The sequence below is a fragment of the Slackia faecicanis genome (assembly GCF_003725295.1).
GTDB classification, from domain to species: domain Bacteria; phylum Actinomycetota; class Coriobacteriia; order Coriobacteriales; family Eggerthellaceae; genus Slackia; species Slackia faecicanis.
Map to the genome: position 1 here is coordinate 1 of NZ_QICB01000010.1, position 15558 is coordinate 15558.

At 64.3% G+C, this 15558-nt stretch carries 12 protein-coding genes; 10 read left to right on the forward strand and 2 right to left on the reverse strand.

Going from position 1 to position 15558, the window contains the following annotated elements; all coding sequences use genetic code 11:
• The first annotated feature begins 447 nt into the window (after positions 1 to 447).
• From dnaK to clpB, 5 genes are all read left to right on the forward strand, one after another.
• Positions 448 to 2361, forward strand: a complete 1914-nt coding sequence (gene dnaK, locus DMP07_RS08510; protein ID WP_123198719.1) for a molecular chaperone DnaK — start codon at positions 448 to 450, stop codon at positions 2359 to 2361.
• A gap of 2 nt (positions 2362 to 2363) precedes the next feature.
• Positions 2364 to 3023, forward strand: coding sequence for a nucleotide exchange factor GrpE (gene grpE, locus DMP07_RS08515; RefSeq protein ID WP_123198720.1), 660 nt, complete (start codon positions 2364 to 2366; stop codon positions 3021 to 3023).
• Positions 3024 to 3136: 113 nt separating this feature from the next.
• Positions 3137 to 4108, forward strand: a complete 972-nt coding sequence (locus tag DMP07_RS08520) for a DnaJ C-terminal domain-containing protein (protein WP_123198721.1) — start codon at positions 3137 to 3139, stop codon at positions 4106 to 4108.
• 10 nt (positions 4109 to 4118) lie between these two features.
• Positions 4119 to 4505: a heat shock protein transcriptional repressor HspR gene (locus DMP07_RS08525; protein WP_123198722.1), complete on the forward strand. Its 387-nt coding sequence runs from the start codon at positions 4119 to 4121 to the stop codon at positions 4503 to 4505.
• A gap of 31 nt (positions 4506 to 4536) precedes the next feature.
• Entirely contained in the window at positions 4537 to 7260 is a 2724-nt protein-coding gene (clpB, locus tag DMP07_RS08530) for an ATP-dependent chaperone ClpB (protein WP_123198723.1), read from the forward strand.
• A 91-nt stretch (positions 7261 to 7351) separates the two neighbouring features.
• Here clpB and DMP07_RS08535 read toward each other — a convergent pair whose 3' ends face one another.
• A complete protein-coding gene (locus DMP07_RS08535; RefSeq protein ID WP_161957068.1) occupies positions 7352 to 7813 on the reverse strand; it encodes a type II toxin-antitoxin system HicB family antitoxin in 462 nt (153 codons plus the stop codon).
• Positions 7814 to 8385: 572 nt separating this feature from the next.
• On the opposite strand from DMP07_RS08535, the gene DMP07_RS09080 reads away from it, so the two are divergent.
• Together DMP07_RS09080 and DMP07_RS08545 are read left to right on the forward strand one after the other, a co-directional pair.
• Complete coding sequence (locus DMP07_RS09080) at positions 8386 to 9018, forward strand: metal-sensing transcriptional repressor (protein ID WP_342210408.1); 633 nt, start codon at positions 8386 to 8388, stop codon at positions 9016 to 9018.
• Positions 9019 to 9027: 9 nt separating this feature from the next.
• Complete coding sequence (locus DMP07_RS08545; RefSeq protein ID WP_123198725.1) at positions 9028 to 11670, forward strand: heavy metal translocating P-type ATPase; 2643 nt, start codon at positions 9028 to 9030, stop codon at positions 11668 to 11670.
• Between the two features lie 247 nt (positions 11671 to 11917).
• Here DMP07_RS08545 and DMP07_RS08780 read toward each other — a convergent pair whose 3' ends face one another.
• The gene (locus DMP07_RS08780; protein ID WP_161957069.1) at positions 11918 to 12694 is read right to left on the reverse strand and encodes a hypothetical protein; all 777 of its coding nucleotides are present in this window, start codon (positions 12692 to 12694) and stop codon (positions 11918 to 11920) included.
• Between the two features lie 118 nt (positions 12695 to 12812).
• Here DMP07_RS08780 and DMP07_RS08785 point away from each other — a divergent pair, with 118 nt between their 5' ends.
• The 3 genes from DMP07_RS08785 to DMP07_RS08565 form a co-directional block, all read left to right on the forward strand.
• Positions 12813 to 13499, forward strand: coding sequence for a thermonuclease family protein (locus tag DMP07_RS08785; RefSeq protein WP_211324556.1), 687 nt, complete (start codon positions 12813 to 12815; stop codon positions 13497 to 13499).
• Positions 13500 to 13618: 119 nt separating this feature from the next.
• On the forward strand, positions 13619 to 13885 hold the full coding sequence (locus tag DMP07_RS08560) for a TIGR03905 family TSCPD domain-containing protein (protein ID WP_123198728.1): 267 nt from the start codon (positions 13619 to 13621) through the stop codon (positions 13883 to 13885).
• 284 nt (positions 13886 to 14169) lie between these two features.
• The coding region (locus DMP07_RS08565; RefSeq protein WP_148039663.1) for a hypothetical protein at positions 14170 to 15558 on the forward strand (1389 nt) is incomplete at its 3' end.

Here is a 15558-nt window from a genome sequence, read left to right on the forward strand (position 1 = left end):
CGGCACGCCACGGGTCAAAGGCAGTCGGGCCTGAACAGGGTGAAGGCCAGCGTCTTTAGGCGCTGGCCAGAATCCCTAGGGTTATACCCTAAGAGCAAACCACCCGTTATCACGGGTGGTTTTGATTTGTGTGCGAAACGTGATGGCGCGCGCCGTTCTCAGCCTGCTTTCCGCGCAGTAGTCGCCAAAATCGCATGTCATGAGCAGAAGATAACCGCCGAACATGACATTTAGGTAACATGCGGAATAACTTGTGAGATAAGTTGACAATGGCACACTGAGATTTTATATTGCAGACATACCGAACGGGCGGCCGTGAAAGCGGCGGGCCCCGTGGCATCGAGCCGGGCGCCGCCCGGCGCACGAACGAGGTAATAACAGTCGGCGGGAAACCGCCCCGCGATCGCCGCGCAAGCGGCCTTCGCACAAAAGAGAGGACTGATACATATGGGCAAGATTCTGGGCATCGACCTTGGCACCACCAACTCCGCCATGGCCATCATGGAGGGCAACGAACCCACCATTCTGGTCAACGCCGAGGGCGACCGCACCACCCCGTCTGTGGAGGGCTTCCGCAAAGACGGCGAGCGCGTGGTCGGCAAGGCCGCTAAGAACCAGGCCGTCACCAATCCCGAGAACACCGTGTCTTCCGTGAAGCGCTTCATCGGCCGCAACTACGCCGAAACCACCGAAGAGCAGAAGACCGTCGCTTACAAGGTCGTTTCCGGCAAGGACGGCCGCGCCGTTGTGGATATCGACGGCAAGGATTACACCCCCGAGGAAATTTCCGCCATGGTGCTGCAGAAGCTCAAGGCTGACGCCGAGAAGCGCGTCGGCGGCACCATCACCGAGGCCGTCATCACCGTTCCCGCGTACTTCAACGACGCTCAGCGCCAGGCCACCAAGGACGCCGGCAAGATCGCGGGCCTCGATGTGAAGCGCATCATCAACGAGCCCACGGCCGCTGCTCTGGCCTACGGCCTCGACAAGGTCGACAAGGACCAGAAGATCCTCGTCTTCGACCTGGGCGGCGGCACGTTCGACGTGTCCGTCCTGGAGCTCGGCGACGGCGTGTTCGAGGTTCTGTCCACCGCTGGCGACAACCACCTGGGCGGCGACGACTGGGACCAGCGCGTCATCGACTGGATGGCCGACAAGTTCAAGGCCGACAACGGCGGCATCGACCTGAAGGCTGACCCCATGGCCCTGCAGCGTCTGAAGGAGGCTGCCGAGAAGGCCAAGATGGAGCTTTCCAGCACCACCCAGGCCAGCATCAACCTGCCCTTCATCACCGCTGACGCCACCGGCCCGAAGCACCTCGACTACACGCTGACCCGTGCCGAGTTCGAGCGCATCACCAAGGACCTGCTCGATCGCTGCAAGCAGCCCGTCGAGCGTGCTCTGAAGGACGCCGGCCTTTCCACCGGCCAGATCGACGAGGTCATCCTGGTCGGCGGCTCCACCCGTATGCCCGCCGTTCAGGAGCTCGCCAAGACCATGACCGGCAAGGCCCCCAACATGTCCGTGAACCCGGACGAGGTCGTCGCCATCGGCGCGGCTGTCCAGGGCGGTGTTCTTTCCGGCGACGTCGAGGGCATCCTGCTGCTGGACGTCACCCCGCTTTCGCTGGGTGTCGAGACCATGGGCGGCGTCATGACCAAGATGATCGAGCGCAACACCACCATCCCGACCCGCAAGACCGAGGTCTATTCCACGGCCGCCGATAACCAGACGTCCGTCGAAATCCACGTCCTGCAGGGCGAGCGCCAGATGGCCAACGACAACAAGACGCTCGGCCGCTTCCAGCTCACCGGCATTCCCGCGGCCCGTCGCGGCGTGCCCCAGATCGAGGTCACGTTCGACATCGACGCCAACGGCATCGTGAACGTTTCCGCTAAGGACCTGGGCACCGGCAAGCAGCAGCAGATCACCATTTCCGGTTCTACCGCTCTGTCCGACGACGAAGTCGACCGCATGGTGAAAGACGCCGAGGCCCACGCCGACGAGGACGCCAAGCGCAAGGAAGAGATCGAGGTCCGCAACAACACCGACTCTCTGGTCAACGCCACCGAGCAGACGCTTTCCGAGCTGGGCGACAAGGTTCCTGCCGACACCAAGTCTGCCGCCGAGGCCGCTATCGCCGAGGCCAAGACCGCGCTCGAGGGCTCTGATATCGAGGCCATCAAGGCTACCGGCGAGAAGCTGCAGCAGGCCGGCTACAAGCTGGCCGAGGTGGTCTACAGCGCCCAGCAGGCCGACGGCGCAGCAGCCGCCGGTGCCGCAGGCGCCGCCAACCCGGCCGATGACGGCCCGATCGAGGCCGACTACGAAGTGGTCGACGACAAGAACGAAGGTAAGTAATCATGGCTGCCGACGAGAAGAACGCCGACGAGCGCGAAGCTCGTGAGATCCCCATCGAGGGTTGCGAAGGCGACGAGAACGCCGAAGCCGAAGCTGTGACCGAGGCCGCCGAAGAGGCGGCCGCCGGCCCGGCCGAGGGCGAGGCCGACGACATCGCCGCCGAAGCCGAGGCCGTGGTGGCCGAAGCCGAGCGTCTGGCCAAGGCCGAAGCCGAAGCCGCAGCGATGAAGGACCGCTACCTGCGCCTGCAGGCCGAGTGGGACAACTATCGCAAGCGCACGGCCGAAGAAGCCGCCGACATGAAGGTGCGCGCCGCCGAGAAGATCATGGAAGACGTGCTTCCCGTGCTCGACGATTTCGAGCGTGCGATCGCGCATGCCGAGCAGAACGGCGAAGAAGGCCTGCTTGACGGCGTGAAGGCCATCAGCACCAAGGTGTGCCAGGTGTTCGGCAAGCACGGCCTGGAGGCGATCGACCCCGCCGGCGAGCCTTTCGACGCCCTCGAGCATCAGGCCGTCGCCACGGTTCCGGACGAAAGCGTGCCCGACGAAACGGTCGCGCAGGTGTATCAGAAGGGCTATCGCCTCGGCAAGAAGGTGCTTCGTCCCGCTATGGTCACCATTTCCTCCGGCGGCCCCAAGCGTGAGGCGGAAGAAGAATAATACGGTTTCGAAGGCGGGCGCGAAGTCCGCCTTCGTTGTAGAAAGCACCCGTTGACGACGCGGTGACGCGATCGCAACGGAATGCGAACGAAACGAAAGGAAGGTGGCAGGACATGGCGGCAACACCGGACTATTACAAGACCCTTGGCGTGTCCAAAACCGCCACCGCCGAGGAGATAAAGAAGGCGTACCGCAAGCTCGCGCGCACGCATCACCCCGACGCCGGCGGCGACGAGGCCAAGTTCAAGGAAATCAACGAAGCCTACGAAGTGCTCGGCGACGAGAAGAAGCGCAAGCTTTACGACCAGTACGGTACGGCCGACGAGCGCAGCATCCCCTACGGGTGGGGCGGCGCGGCGGGCCAGAACCCGTTCGCGGGGGCCGGCAGCTGGGCCGACATCCTGGAAAGCATCCGCCGCGGCGAAGGCGCCTTCGGCAGCAATTGGGATATCGGCGACATCTTCGGCGGCGCCGGATTCTCGGGTTCGGGCTTCGGCGGGCAGTACGCCGCCCGTCCCCAGCAGGGCCGCGATATGAACGTGACGCTGCACGTGAGCTTCGACGAGGCGTTCAACGGCTGCACGAAGAAGGTCAGCGTGAAGGTGCCGGGTTCCACGGCCGCCGAAACGCTCGACGTGAAGGTTCCCGCAGGCGCGGTGGACGGCGGCCGCGTGCGCTTCCGCGGCAAGGGCGCCGCGGGCGCCAACGGCGGCGCCAACGGCGACCTGCTGGTCACCACGCGCATCTCCGAGCACCCCGTGTTCGAGCGCTCGGGCGCCGACGTGCTCATGACGGTGCCGGTCACCGTGGCCGAAGCCGCTCTGGGCGCAAGCGTCGTGGTGCCCGCGCCCGACGGAACCAAGATCCGCATCAAGGTGCCGGCGGGTTCCCAGGAAGGCACCAAGCTGCGCGTCGCCGGCAAGGGCGCGCCGCAGCTCAAAGGCGGCGGCAACGGCGCTTTGAACATCACGCTGCATGTGGACATTCCCGCTTCTATGACGCCCGAGCAGAAAAAGGCGATGGAAGATTTCCAGGCGGCCACCGAGGCGTCGGGCAACGACGTCCGCGCGTCGCTGGCGCTGTAAGGAGGACGGCATGACCGATAGGAACAGGCCCCTGTACATGATCGGCGTGGCCGCCGAACTGGCGGGCGTGCACCCCCAGACCCTGCGCATCTATGAGCAGAAAGGCCTGGTCACGCCCCAGCGCACGCGCGGCAACACGCGCATGTATTCGCAGGCCGACATCGACCGTCTCGAGCTGATCAACGAACTGACCAGCGAGGGCATCAACCTGGCGGGCGTCATCCGCATCCTCGACCTGAAGGGCCGCCTGGAAGAGCGCGACGAAGAGATCGACGACCTGCACAAGAAGGTGCGCCGCCTGGCCGATCGCGTCCACGAGCTGGAAACGCGCGCCAACGTGACGGCGCTCATGCTGCCCGAGCCCCAGAGCCTGGGCATCCGTCGCATCGACGATTAGACCTATCCGACCTTCCAAGAAGGAGACAACCATGAGACTGGACAAGCTCGCCGTTACCGCCCAGGAGGCCTTTCAGGCCGCCATGGGCGTCGCTGGCGACGCCGACACGGCATCGGTGGACACCATCCATCTGCTGAAGGCGCTGCTCGATTCGGGAGAGAACAATCTCTCCGCCATTATCAAAAGGGTCGGGGCCGATCCCGACCAGCTGAAGACCAGCGTGGAAGCGGCCATCGCCAACGGCCCGAAGGTCACGGGCGGCGTGATGGGCATGCCGCTTCCCACGCAGGGTCTTATTTCCGCCATCGACAACGCGGTGAAGATCGCCGAGAAGATGGGCGATAGCTACGCTACCAGCGAGCATCTGCTGATCGCGCTGACCGAAGACAAGGGCCAGGCGGGCAAGATCCTCACCGGCGCAGGCGTCACGCGCAAGAACATCGAGGAAGCCTACGACAACCTGCGCGGCGACACGCGCATCACCGACCAGCAGAGCAAGCCCGAGCTGGACGCGCTGAACACGTACGGCCAGAACCTGACCCAGCAGGCGCGCGAGGGCAAGCTGGACCCGGTGATCGGGCGTTCCGATGAGATCCGCCGCACCATCCAGGTGCTGTCGCGTCGCACGAAGAACAACCCGGTGCTCATCGGCGAGCCGGGCGTCGGCAAGACGGCCATCGTGGAGGGCCTGGCCCAGCGCATCGTGGCGGGCGACGTGCCCTCCAGCCTGCGCGACCGCGACATCGTGGCGCTCGACCTGGGCGCCATGGTTGCGGGCGCCAAGTACCGCGGCGAATTCGAAGACCGCCTGAAGGCCGTGCTGCGCGAGGTGAAGCAGAGCGACGGACAGATCATCTTGTTCATCGACGAGCTTCACACCATCGTGGGCGCGGGCTCCACAGGCGATAGCTCCATGGACGCGGGCAACATGCTCAAGCCGGCCCTGGCGCGCGGCGAGCTGCATGCCATCGGCGCCACCACGCTGGACGAGTACCGCAAGTACATCGAGAAGGACGCCGCGCTCGAGCGCCGCTTCCAGACCGTGCTCGTGGGCGAACCCACGGTGGAGGACACCATCGCCATTCTGCGCGGCCTGAAGGAGAAGTACGAGATCCATCACGGCGTGCGCATCACCGACTCGGCGATCGTGTCGGCGGCGGAGCTTTCCAACCGCTACATCTCCGACCGATTCCTGCCCGACAAGGCGATCGACCTGATGGACGAGGCGGCCAGCCGCCTGCGCATCGAAATCGATTCCATGCCGCAGGAAATCGACGAGGCCCAGCGCAAGTACACGCAGATGCAGATCGAGGAACAGGCCCTCATGAAGGAGGACGACCCCGCCAGCAAGGAGCGCCTGGAAGAGCTGCGCCGCCAGATGGCAACCTCGAAGGAATGGCTCGATGTGCGCAAGGCCGAATGGCGTAATGAAAAGGACGTGATCGAAAGCGTCCAGCGCCTGAAGGCCGATATCGACGCCGCCCATGTGGAAGAGGAGCAGGCCACGCGCGAAGGCGACCTGTCCAAGGCGTCCGAGATCCGCTACGCCCGCATCCCCGAGCTGCAGCGCCAGCTGGCCGCGGCCGAAGAGGCCGTGAGCGCCAAGCAGGGCGACGGCGCCATTTTGAAAGAGGAGGTTTCCGAAGAGGAAATCGCTGAAGTGGTGAGCTCGTGGACCGGCATTCCCGTGTCCAAGATGATGCAGGGCGAGCTGTCCAAGCTGATCGACCTGGAAGCCAAGCTGCATGAGCGCGTGGTGGGCCAGGACGAGGCCGTGGCCGCCGTGGCGGGCGCCATTCGCCGCAGCCGCGCGGGCCTTTCCGATCCCAACCGCCCGATTGGCAGTTTCTTGTTCCTGGGCCCCACCGGCGTGGGCAAGACCGAGCTGGCGAAGGCGCTGGCCGAGTGCCTGTTCGATGACGAGCGCGCCATGGTGCGCATCGACATGTCGGAGTACATGGAGAAGTTCAGCGTGCAGCGCCTGATCGGCGCCCCTCCGGGGTATGTGGGCTACGACGAGGGCGGCCAGCTCACCGAGGCCGTTCGCCGCAGGCCCTACAGCGTCATTCTGCTCGACGAGATGGAGAAGGCTCATCAGGACGTGTTCAACATCTTGCTGCAGGTGCTCGATGACGGCCGCCTGACCGACGGCCAGGGCCGTGTGGTCAGCTTCAAGAACGCGATCATCATCATGACGAGCAATGTGGGCTCGCAGGCCATCCGCGAGTTCAACCGCCAGAACGAGAACGCGGGCTCGATGGTGGAAGACATGATGCAGGGCGACATGGCCGCCATGGCCAAGAAGATCGCCGAGCTTCAGACCCAGGTGGACGAGGCTCTGCGCAACACCTTCCGCCCCGAGTTCTTGAACCGCATCGACGATGTGATCACGTTCAAGTCGCTCACGTCTGCTGAAATGGAGCCGATCGTCGATCTGCAGCTGGCCGAGGTGCGCAAGCGCCTTGCCGATCGCCGCATCGAGCTGGTGGTCCAGCCCGCCGCGGTGGAGCAGCTGGCCATCGACGGCTTCGACCCGGTGTACGGCGCGCGTCCGCTGAAGCGCCTGGTGCAGCGCGAAGTGGTGGATCGCGTGGCCAACGAGATGATCGCGGGCCATGTGATGGAGGGCTCCACGGTGACCATCGACATGGACATCATGGATGGCTACACCTGCACGGTGCAGAATCCTGCGCCGGTCGAAAGCGTGGCGGCCGATGCCCCCGTCGACGGCGCCTACGAAGTGCCCGAAGCGTAAGGGCTGTCATAGAAAACGAAACGAGGCGACTCGCGCAAGCGGGCCGCCTCGTTTTTCGATGGGCGCGAAGACGCTCGTGGCCGACGGGCCGCTATCCTTCGACCGCGTCGGTCTTGCGCGGCCTGCCGGGGTGGCGGGGGCTGTTGAACCGCGCCATCACATCGCCCGCATCGACCAGGCGCATGTTGCCGGTTTTCGTGGCGCGCAGCGCGCCGTCCCTGATGAGCGCATGGATGCGCGCCCTGCTTACGTCGAGCACGTCGGCAGCTTCGTCGACCGTCATCGTGGCCACGTCGCAGCAGCCGGGCTCGGCGAGCGCCGTGATGCCGATGACCGCTCCGCCTTCCGGACGCGCCGCCCCGAACGTGCCTACTGCGGGCACGTTCTCTCCGGCTTCGAGGCGGTCGGCGATTTCCATGGTCAGGATGTCTTGCGCCATGTATGCAGCATCCGACAGGCTGTATCCCTGCGTGAACAGCCCCAGCTCGGGAAACTCGACTTCGTAGCCGCCCTCGAACGGCGTGAACACCGCTTCGTATAGGTAACGCTCCATTGCTCCTCCGTCCGCCTGGCTCGGGCAAGCGAGATTATCGCTTGATTCCGTCGGCCCTTTTCTTGATGTCGTCTTCGACTCCCCTCGAAAGATCGCCTCGGTGTCTGGGAACGCGAATCTTCGTGCCCCATGGCATGGCGAACGTGTTATGTTCGCGTCCGTGGCAAACGAACATGCCGCCTCTGTCGAGGACGTATCGGACGGCATCCCGATATCGCATCGGCATTGCGCCCTCCTTAGACGAATTAAATATAACACTGTGTAATGTTTTTCATCAAACGATTACTGCGCACAGATTTCTGCATCTTCGATTGTGACGTATTTGCCTTGCCGATTCCCGGCGCGAGAGCGCGGGCGTTCCGGCGGCATTCGGGTCAAGATGCGCGGCGCGGCCGGGCGGTCGTCTATTCGGAGTTTTGTGCGGGTTGATGGGCGGAATTGTTGCGTTTGCATACCTTTAGGGGGTATATAGTCACGGTGTAATGCAACGATGTCGGGCGTTTCGGGGCGGGAATCGCGCGCAGAAAGGCGCATGGCTGCGAAACGCTCGAAACGATAGGAGCAAGCCTGCTATGGGTAAGAAGGCGAAGAAGAAGGCGGCGAAGGCTGCGGCTAAAGCAGTGGTTCGAGGGTCGGCGGTTTCGACGGCGTCCGATCGGGTGGGAACAGGCGCGCGGGCGGTGGCAGAGCTGCCTGATACGAAAGCGATGCCGAGCGCGGCATGCTGCGCGGGCGATCTGGCTGCTGAAACGAAACAGGAGGATGCCGCTTGCCATGCCGCAGGCGTGCAGAACGTCGACGCGGCCCAGGGCGCCGTCGATCGCGGCGATGCGCCTGCGGCCGTCGGCTCCGATGTCGAAGGCCTCGGCGCCGATGCTGCGTGCCCCGCGTCGGATGCGACGGCAACGGGGTCGTGCTGCGCGTGCCGACAGAAGCAAACCGAGCGCACTGCGGCGCTTCAGACCGATGTGCAAAAGCGCCTGAACCGCGTGATCGGCCAGCTCAACGGAATCAAAAGCATGGTAGAGAGCAACCGCTACTGCGGCGACGTGCTGATCCAGCTGGCCGCCTCCGAAGCGGCGGTGCATCGCGTTTCCGAAATCATCCTGCAAGACCACATGGAAACCTGCGTGGTGGAGCAGATTCGCGAAGGCAACGTGGAAGTGGTCGACGAGGCCATGAAGCTGATCAAGAAGTTCATGTAGGCGGTGCGTATGAAGCAGACATTCGATATCACCGGAATGACGTGCGCGGCCTGCTCGGCGCGCGTGGACAAGGCGACCCGCGCGGTAGACGGCGTGAGCGACGTGTCCGTGAACCTGCTGAAGAACAGCATGGAAGTGTCCTACGCCGACGAATCGCCTGCGGCAATCGCTCGCACGAACGCCGCGATCTGCGCGGCCGTCGACCATGCGGGCTACGGCGCCGCCGCGCGCGCCGCGGCGAGCGTTACGGCTTCGGGCGCGGCAAAGCCTCAGGGCCCTTTGCCGCGTGAGCGCGCCGCGGCCGAGAAAAAGCGCATGCGCACGAGGCTCATCGTGTCGATCGCGTTTACCGTTCCTCTGTTTTACCTGGCCATGGGCCATATGTTCGGCTGGCCGCTTCCTGCGGCGTTCGTGGGCGATGCGGGCATCATGCCGCTTGCGCTCACTGAGTTTCTGCTGCTTCTGCCCGTCGTGTTCGTCAATTTCAAATACTTCTCCAACGGGTTCAAAAGCCTGATCCACGGCTCGCCCAACATGGACTCGCTGATTGCGCTGGGTTCGGCAGCATCCACCATATACGGCGTGGCGGCTCTGTATCGGATCGGATTCGCGTTGGGTTCAGGGCAGATGGAGGCCGCCCATGCCGCGGCCATGGATCTGTATTTCGAATCGGCGGCCATGATTCTCACGCTGATCACGCTGGGCAAGTATTTCGAGGCCCGCGCGAAGGGCAAGACCACCGATGCCGTGACTTCGCTCATGGACCTGTCGCCTAAGACGGCGCTGCTACGCACGCCCGACGGCGAGCGCGAGGTCCCTCTTGCCGAGGTGCAAGCGGGCGATTTCGTGGTGGTGAAAACCGGCGCCCGTGTGCCGGTGGACGGCGTGGTGACGGAAGGCGCGGCAAGCGTCGACGAATCGGCCGTCACGGGCGAGGGCGTTCCTGCGGACAAGCGCGAAGGCGATCGCGTGGTGGGCGCCACCGTGGTGAAGTCGGGATGGTTCGTCATGCGCGCCGAACACGTGGGCGAAGACACCGTGCTGGCGGGCATCGTGCGCATGGTGGACGAGGCCACGAGCTCTAAGGCGCCGATCGAGAAGCTGGCCGACAAGATCAGCGGCGTGTTCGTTCCCGCGGTGATCGCGATCGCGCTGGTCACGTTCGTCGTGTGGCTGGCTTCCGGCGCGGGCCTGGCCGCGGCCTTGACGCATGCCGTGTCGGTGCTTGTCATTTCCTGTCCGTGTGCTTTGGGGCTGGCAACGCCCACGGCGATCATGGTGGGAACGGGCCGCGGCGCGCGTTTGGGCATTCTCGCCAAGACCGCCGAAGCGCTGCAGACGGCGCACGACGTGAAGACCGTGGTGCTGGACAAAACCGGCACGATCACGCAGGGCGCGCCCGAGGTGACGGCGATCGCGGTTGCGGCCCCCGCGTGCGCAGACGACGTGCTTGCGGCGGCGGCCTGCGCCGAAGCGCCTTCCGAGCATCCATTGGCCCAGGCTGTCGTGGCGTGCGCCCGCAAGCGCGGCGTCCCGTTCGCCGCGGCGGACGATTTCCGCCAGCATGAAGGCGGCGGCATCGAAGCGCGCGCGGGCAAGACGCGCATCGCCGTGGGCAACGCGCGCCTGATGGACGCCTTGAAGGTGGACGTGGCGGCGTTTTCTTCGCATGCCGAAGCCGCCGCGGCCGAAGGGGCCACGCCGCTGTTCGTGGTGCAAGACGGCCGTGCGATCGGCATGATTGCGCTTTCCGACGCGGTGAAGCCGACCAGTGCGGCGGCGGTGCGCGAGCTGACGGCCATGGGCATCGACACGGTCATGCTTACGGGCGACAACGAACGCACGGCGGCCGCGGTGCAGCGTGCCTGCGGCGCGGGCCGCGTGGTGGCGGGCGTGCTTCCCGCCGACAAAGAGCGCGAAGTGGCCGATCTTGCCCGCGCTGGCGCGGGCCGCGTGGCCATGGTGGGCGACGGCATCAACGATGCGCCGGCGTTGGCGCGCGCCGATCTGGGCATCGCGATCGGCGCGGGAACCGACATCGCCATGGACGCGGCCGACATGGTGCTCATGCGCAGCGATTTGCTGGACGTGCCCGCCGCCATCGGCCTGTCGCGCGCGACCATGCGCATCATCAAGCAGAACCTGTTCTGGGCGCTTATCTACAATGCGGTGTGCATCCCGGTGGCTGCGGGCGCGCTTTCGTGGGCGGGCGTGAACCTGAACCCCATGATCGCGGCTGCGGCCATGAGCCTGAGCTCGGTGTGCGTGGTGGGCAACGCGCTGCGTTTGCGCGGATGGCGTCCGCGTTTCCAGACGGCCGACGCCGCGCAGCCCGCGACGGCCGCGCCTGCGGGCGAGCTGCGCGTGATCGCGGTGGATGCGCCTGCCGAAGAGGGAAAAGAGCCGCTTGATGCGGCCTGCGAATACGAAGGAAAGGAACCCCTGATGGAAAAGACCCTGCATGTGGAAGGCATGATGTGCGTCCGTTGCGTGGCGCATGTGAAGAAGGCCCTGGAAGCCGTGGAAGGCGTGGCTTCGGCCGACGTTGACCTGGACGCGAAGCGCGCCGTGGTGTCGCTCGACGCCGACGTGGCCGACGAGGCGCTCGTAGCCGCCGTGGTGGAAGAAGGCTACGAAGCCGCGATGGCGTAAGCGCCGAAAGCCGGTGCCGCCTTGCGCGCCGCGCTTTGGGCGCCAGCGCGTATCGTCATCGGCAAAAGGTTCGCGTGCGCCGGCGTTTCATGTATCGGCGCGCGACATGGCCGGCGCGTGCGGCGGTTCCGGCCGGCCTTCGTTCTGCGATATAGCTGCATGAAAAAGCGGCCGTCGCCCGATTGAGCGACGGCCGCTGTGCGTTGCGTCATGGGAAGCGCGCCGAGGCGCGCATTCGGCGGCGCCGTTAGCGATGCTTGCGGCGCGCCAGCGTGAAGGCGACGATGCCCAGCGCGATGGCCGCGACGATCGCGGGCCCCGCAACGAAGGGCAGGGCGGCGGCAAGTTCGCCGCCTTTCGGCTTGTCGGGCGCTTCCAGAACCTCGAAGGTGGCATGCTGCTGCCCCGTGCAGTTCCCCATGCCGGTGACCACCACCGTCGCCGTTCCCTTCTCCAGGTTGTCGGCGTATGACACGGTGTAATCGACCCCTTCGACCAGGGTTTTTCCGCCCATTTCCACGGTGGGGGCGGGTTGCAGCTCTTCGCCCGTCTCTTCCTGGTCGGGAATCACGTCGATGGTCGCGTAGGCAAGGTCGCCCGGGACGATGGAGAATCCGGCGTCGATCGACCCGATGTAGGCGCCTTTGCCCACCATGGTCACCGACACGTTGCCCGGGTTCACGATATCGCCCTTGAACACTACGTCGAAATCGGCCCCTTCGACCAGGGTTTTCTTGCCGAGCTTGAGCGTGATCGTGGGGCGCACGGGGTTGCCGTCGTACATGACGTCTTGCAGGCCCTGCACGCGCGCGTTGCTGATGTCGATGTTGCGGCGCGACGCCTGCTGCTCTTGCAGTTTTTCGAACGTGGTCATGGTGGGTTCGAGCTCGTTGCGCAGCGCTTCGGCCGCGGCTTCGATGCTCATGCTTCCCGACGAATCGGCGGCCAGGGCCGGCATGGGCGCGGCCGCAAGGAGGGCTGCCGCGATGCAGGCGGCCAGGGCCGCTCGGTATGCTTCGGGCATGCGCGCCTCCTTCGTCGGTCGGTGTTTTCGGGATGCCGCTCGTGCGCGGCGATATGGCATTGGCGTGCGGTTTCGGCATGCGCCGCCGCGCGCGCACCCCGCCAATTATAATCCAGGCATGTCGCGATTGACTCCTACACAGCAGAAGTCCATGGCCGCCGCAGTGGTGCTGGTGGTCGGCGTCGTGCTGTCGTTCGCCAGCGGAAAGGCGTTCATTCCTTCCGAGGTTTTGACAGACCAGGTGCTTTCGGCGAACCATCTTGCCAATCAGCAGGCCGTGGCGGCGCTTGCGCCGGGCGATCAGGTGGCGTCGGTGGGCTTGCGCCATACGGTTTCCACCAAGCTCGAAGAGGCGCAGGTGATCGAAATCGTCGACGGCGATACGCTGTGGGTCGATGTCGGAGACACCGCCTACACGGTTCGGCTGACGGGTATCAACACGCCCGAGGCCGCGAATGACGATCCGAAGAAGAATACGCCCGAAGGCGAGCGATCCGCCAAGCACCTCGCCTCCATTGTGCGCGTGGGAGACATCGTGTATCTGCAGAAGGACACGTCGAACGTCGACAAGGACGGCAATCTTTTGCGGTTCGTTTGGAGTGCGAAGCCGAACAGCTTCACCGATGTGAACGAAATCAAGGCGAAGATGATCAACGGCCGCATGCTGACCGACGGGTACGCCATGGCGCACAAGTTCAAGCCCGACGATGCGTATTTCAACATTTTCAGGGCGTTGCAGCTGGACGCGTATCACAGCGAACGCGGGCTGTGGGCAGAAGGCGCCGACTGGTCCTGCAGCGTGTAGGGCGCAATGCGTCGTGCGGTGCGCAAGACGCATTGCCTGCTTTCTGCGGCGTGGTGCTGCGGGGTCGAAAAGAAAAAGCGGCGCGCCAGAGGATGCGCCGATGAATCGAAGGGAGAACCATGTATTCGTATAAGACGCGCGGAACGTGCGCTCGCTCCATCCAGTTCGACGTGGTCGACGGAACGGTGCGCAATGTGAGCTTCGAGGGCGGCTGCAACGGCAACCTCAAGGGCATCGGCAAGCTCGTCGAGGGCATGCCTGCCGAGCGCGTGGCCGAGCTGCTCGAGGGAACCACGTGCGGCCCGCGCGCGACCAGCTGCCCGGACCAGCTGGCGCAGGCGCTCAAGCTGGCGATCGAGGACCAGAGCGCTCCTGTGGCGAAATAGCGTTCTCCTGCTGCGGCCGCGTCGCGTTCGGAGCGCCGTCGTGTTTGGCGTGCGTTGTCGTATTTGGCGCGCGCTGCCGCCTTTATTCGATACGCAAAGCGGGCTTCGGCTCGCTTTTTTGTTGCAATTTCAATAAATGACAGCGAAGTTTCATGAGGGTTACTTGTTTGCGCGTCGATGCAAATGTATATTCTGCGCGTCATGTCAATTCGCGATTTGACGCGTGGGGCGGCTTTGTGAAAGGAGCTTTCGCATCGGGTCGCGACGACGAGGGGAAATGAAATATGGAACAGAAGAAAGCGATGAATCGCGGCATGGCGGTATTGCTTTCCGCGGCGTTGGTCCCGACGGTTGGCGTGCCCGCGACTGCGTTTGCAGAAGAGCTTGACCAGACGCAGCCCGGTGCCCAGGTCGGCACGTCGCAGGACGGCGTCGCAGGCGAGGGCCAGCAGGGCGCCGAGGGCGAATTTACGCCCGAACAGGCGACCGCCGTTGTTGAAGTGTATGCGGAAAACGGCGATCTGCGCGAGAGCTACGAGACTCTCGAGGAGGCGGTGGAGAACGCTCAGCCGGGCGATACGGTGAAGCTGCTTGACAATGTCACGCTGAAGACCGCCTATGCTGGCGATTCGAGGTACGGTCTTAATATCGCCTCCGATATAGTCATAGACGGCGCAGGGCATACGATCGATTGCGGCACCTTTGCCAGGGGCATTCGTGTGTATGGCGGCGACACTGCCGATCAGCGTGTCTCTGTTGAGTTTAGGGCCGTTACTATCACGAGCTCCGTTGGGTATGGTCGCTGTATCGATACGCGTGGCGGCTATCTTGATGTGACGCTCGACGGGTCGCATCTCGTTGCTGCAGGCGCAGGTAATAACCAGCCGCTGACCGTGGGCGGAAGCCACGATGAACTCACGCCCATCACGATTATTAATGGATCGACCATCAAGGCGGGCGATGCCGGATACGGCATTACCACGTTCAATCCCGTCGACCTGACCGTTGGTGGAGCGAGCTCGATATCGGGGTACGCGGCCCTGTATCTCAAGGGGGCGAGTGGGTCTGCGGGCTCTGCCGGGTCGAAAGTGAAGATCATCGAGGGCGCTGTTTTGTCCGGAATGAATCCGCATACGGAGGAGAGCGATAGTAGCTTCGCGACCGTTTCGTTTGAAGATTCCGACATCGATCTTGTTGTGGACGGCGGTGTTCTCGAGGCTTCTGCGAGCAATACGGCTCAGCAGGGAATTTTCGGTTTTACGGGTGTGAGGAATTCTGTATCCATCAAGGGTTCCAGCTCGTGTTCGGTTTCTGGCGAAAATGCAATGCTTGCTAGAGGGGAAAAACTCGGTGAGAACACGCTTGAAATCACGGGCGGAACCTTCTCTGTCGATCCGAGCGACTATGTTCCTGATGGTTACGTTGCGAACGAATACGCAGGCAAGTGGGTCGTGTCCAAGTACGTCCCGCCTGCGCCGCCGGCTCCCCAGCCTGAGACCGATGTCGAACAGCGCCCCGACGGCTCCACCGTCACCACGGTCACCCGGCCCGACGGCTCCCAGACCGTGACCACCGAGTCCGCCGACGGCACCGAGTCCGTCGTGTCCAAGGACGCCGAGGGCAACGTGACCTCCACCGAGGTGACCGTCTCCGACGAGGCCGCCCAGGCCGGC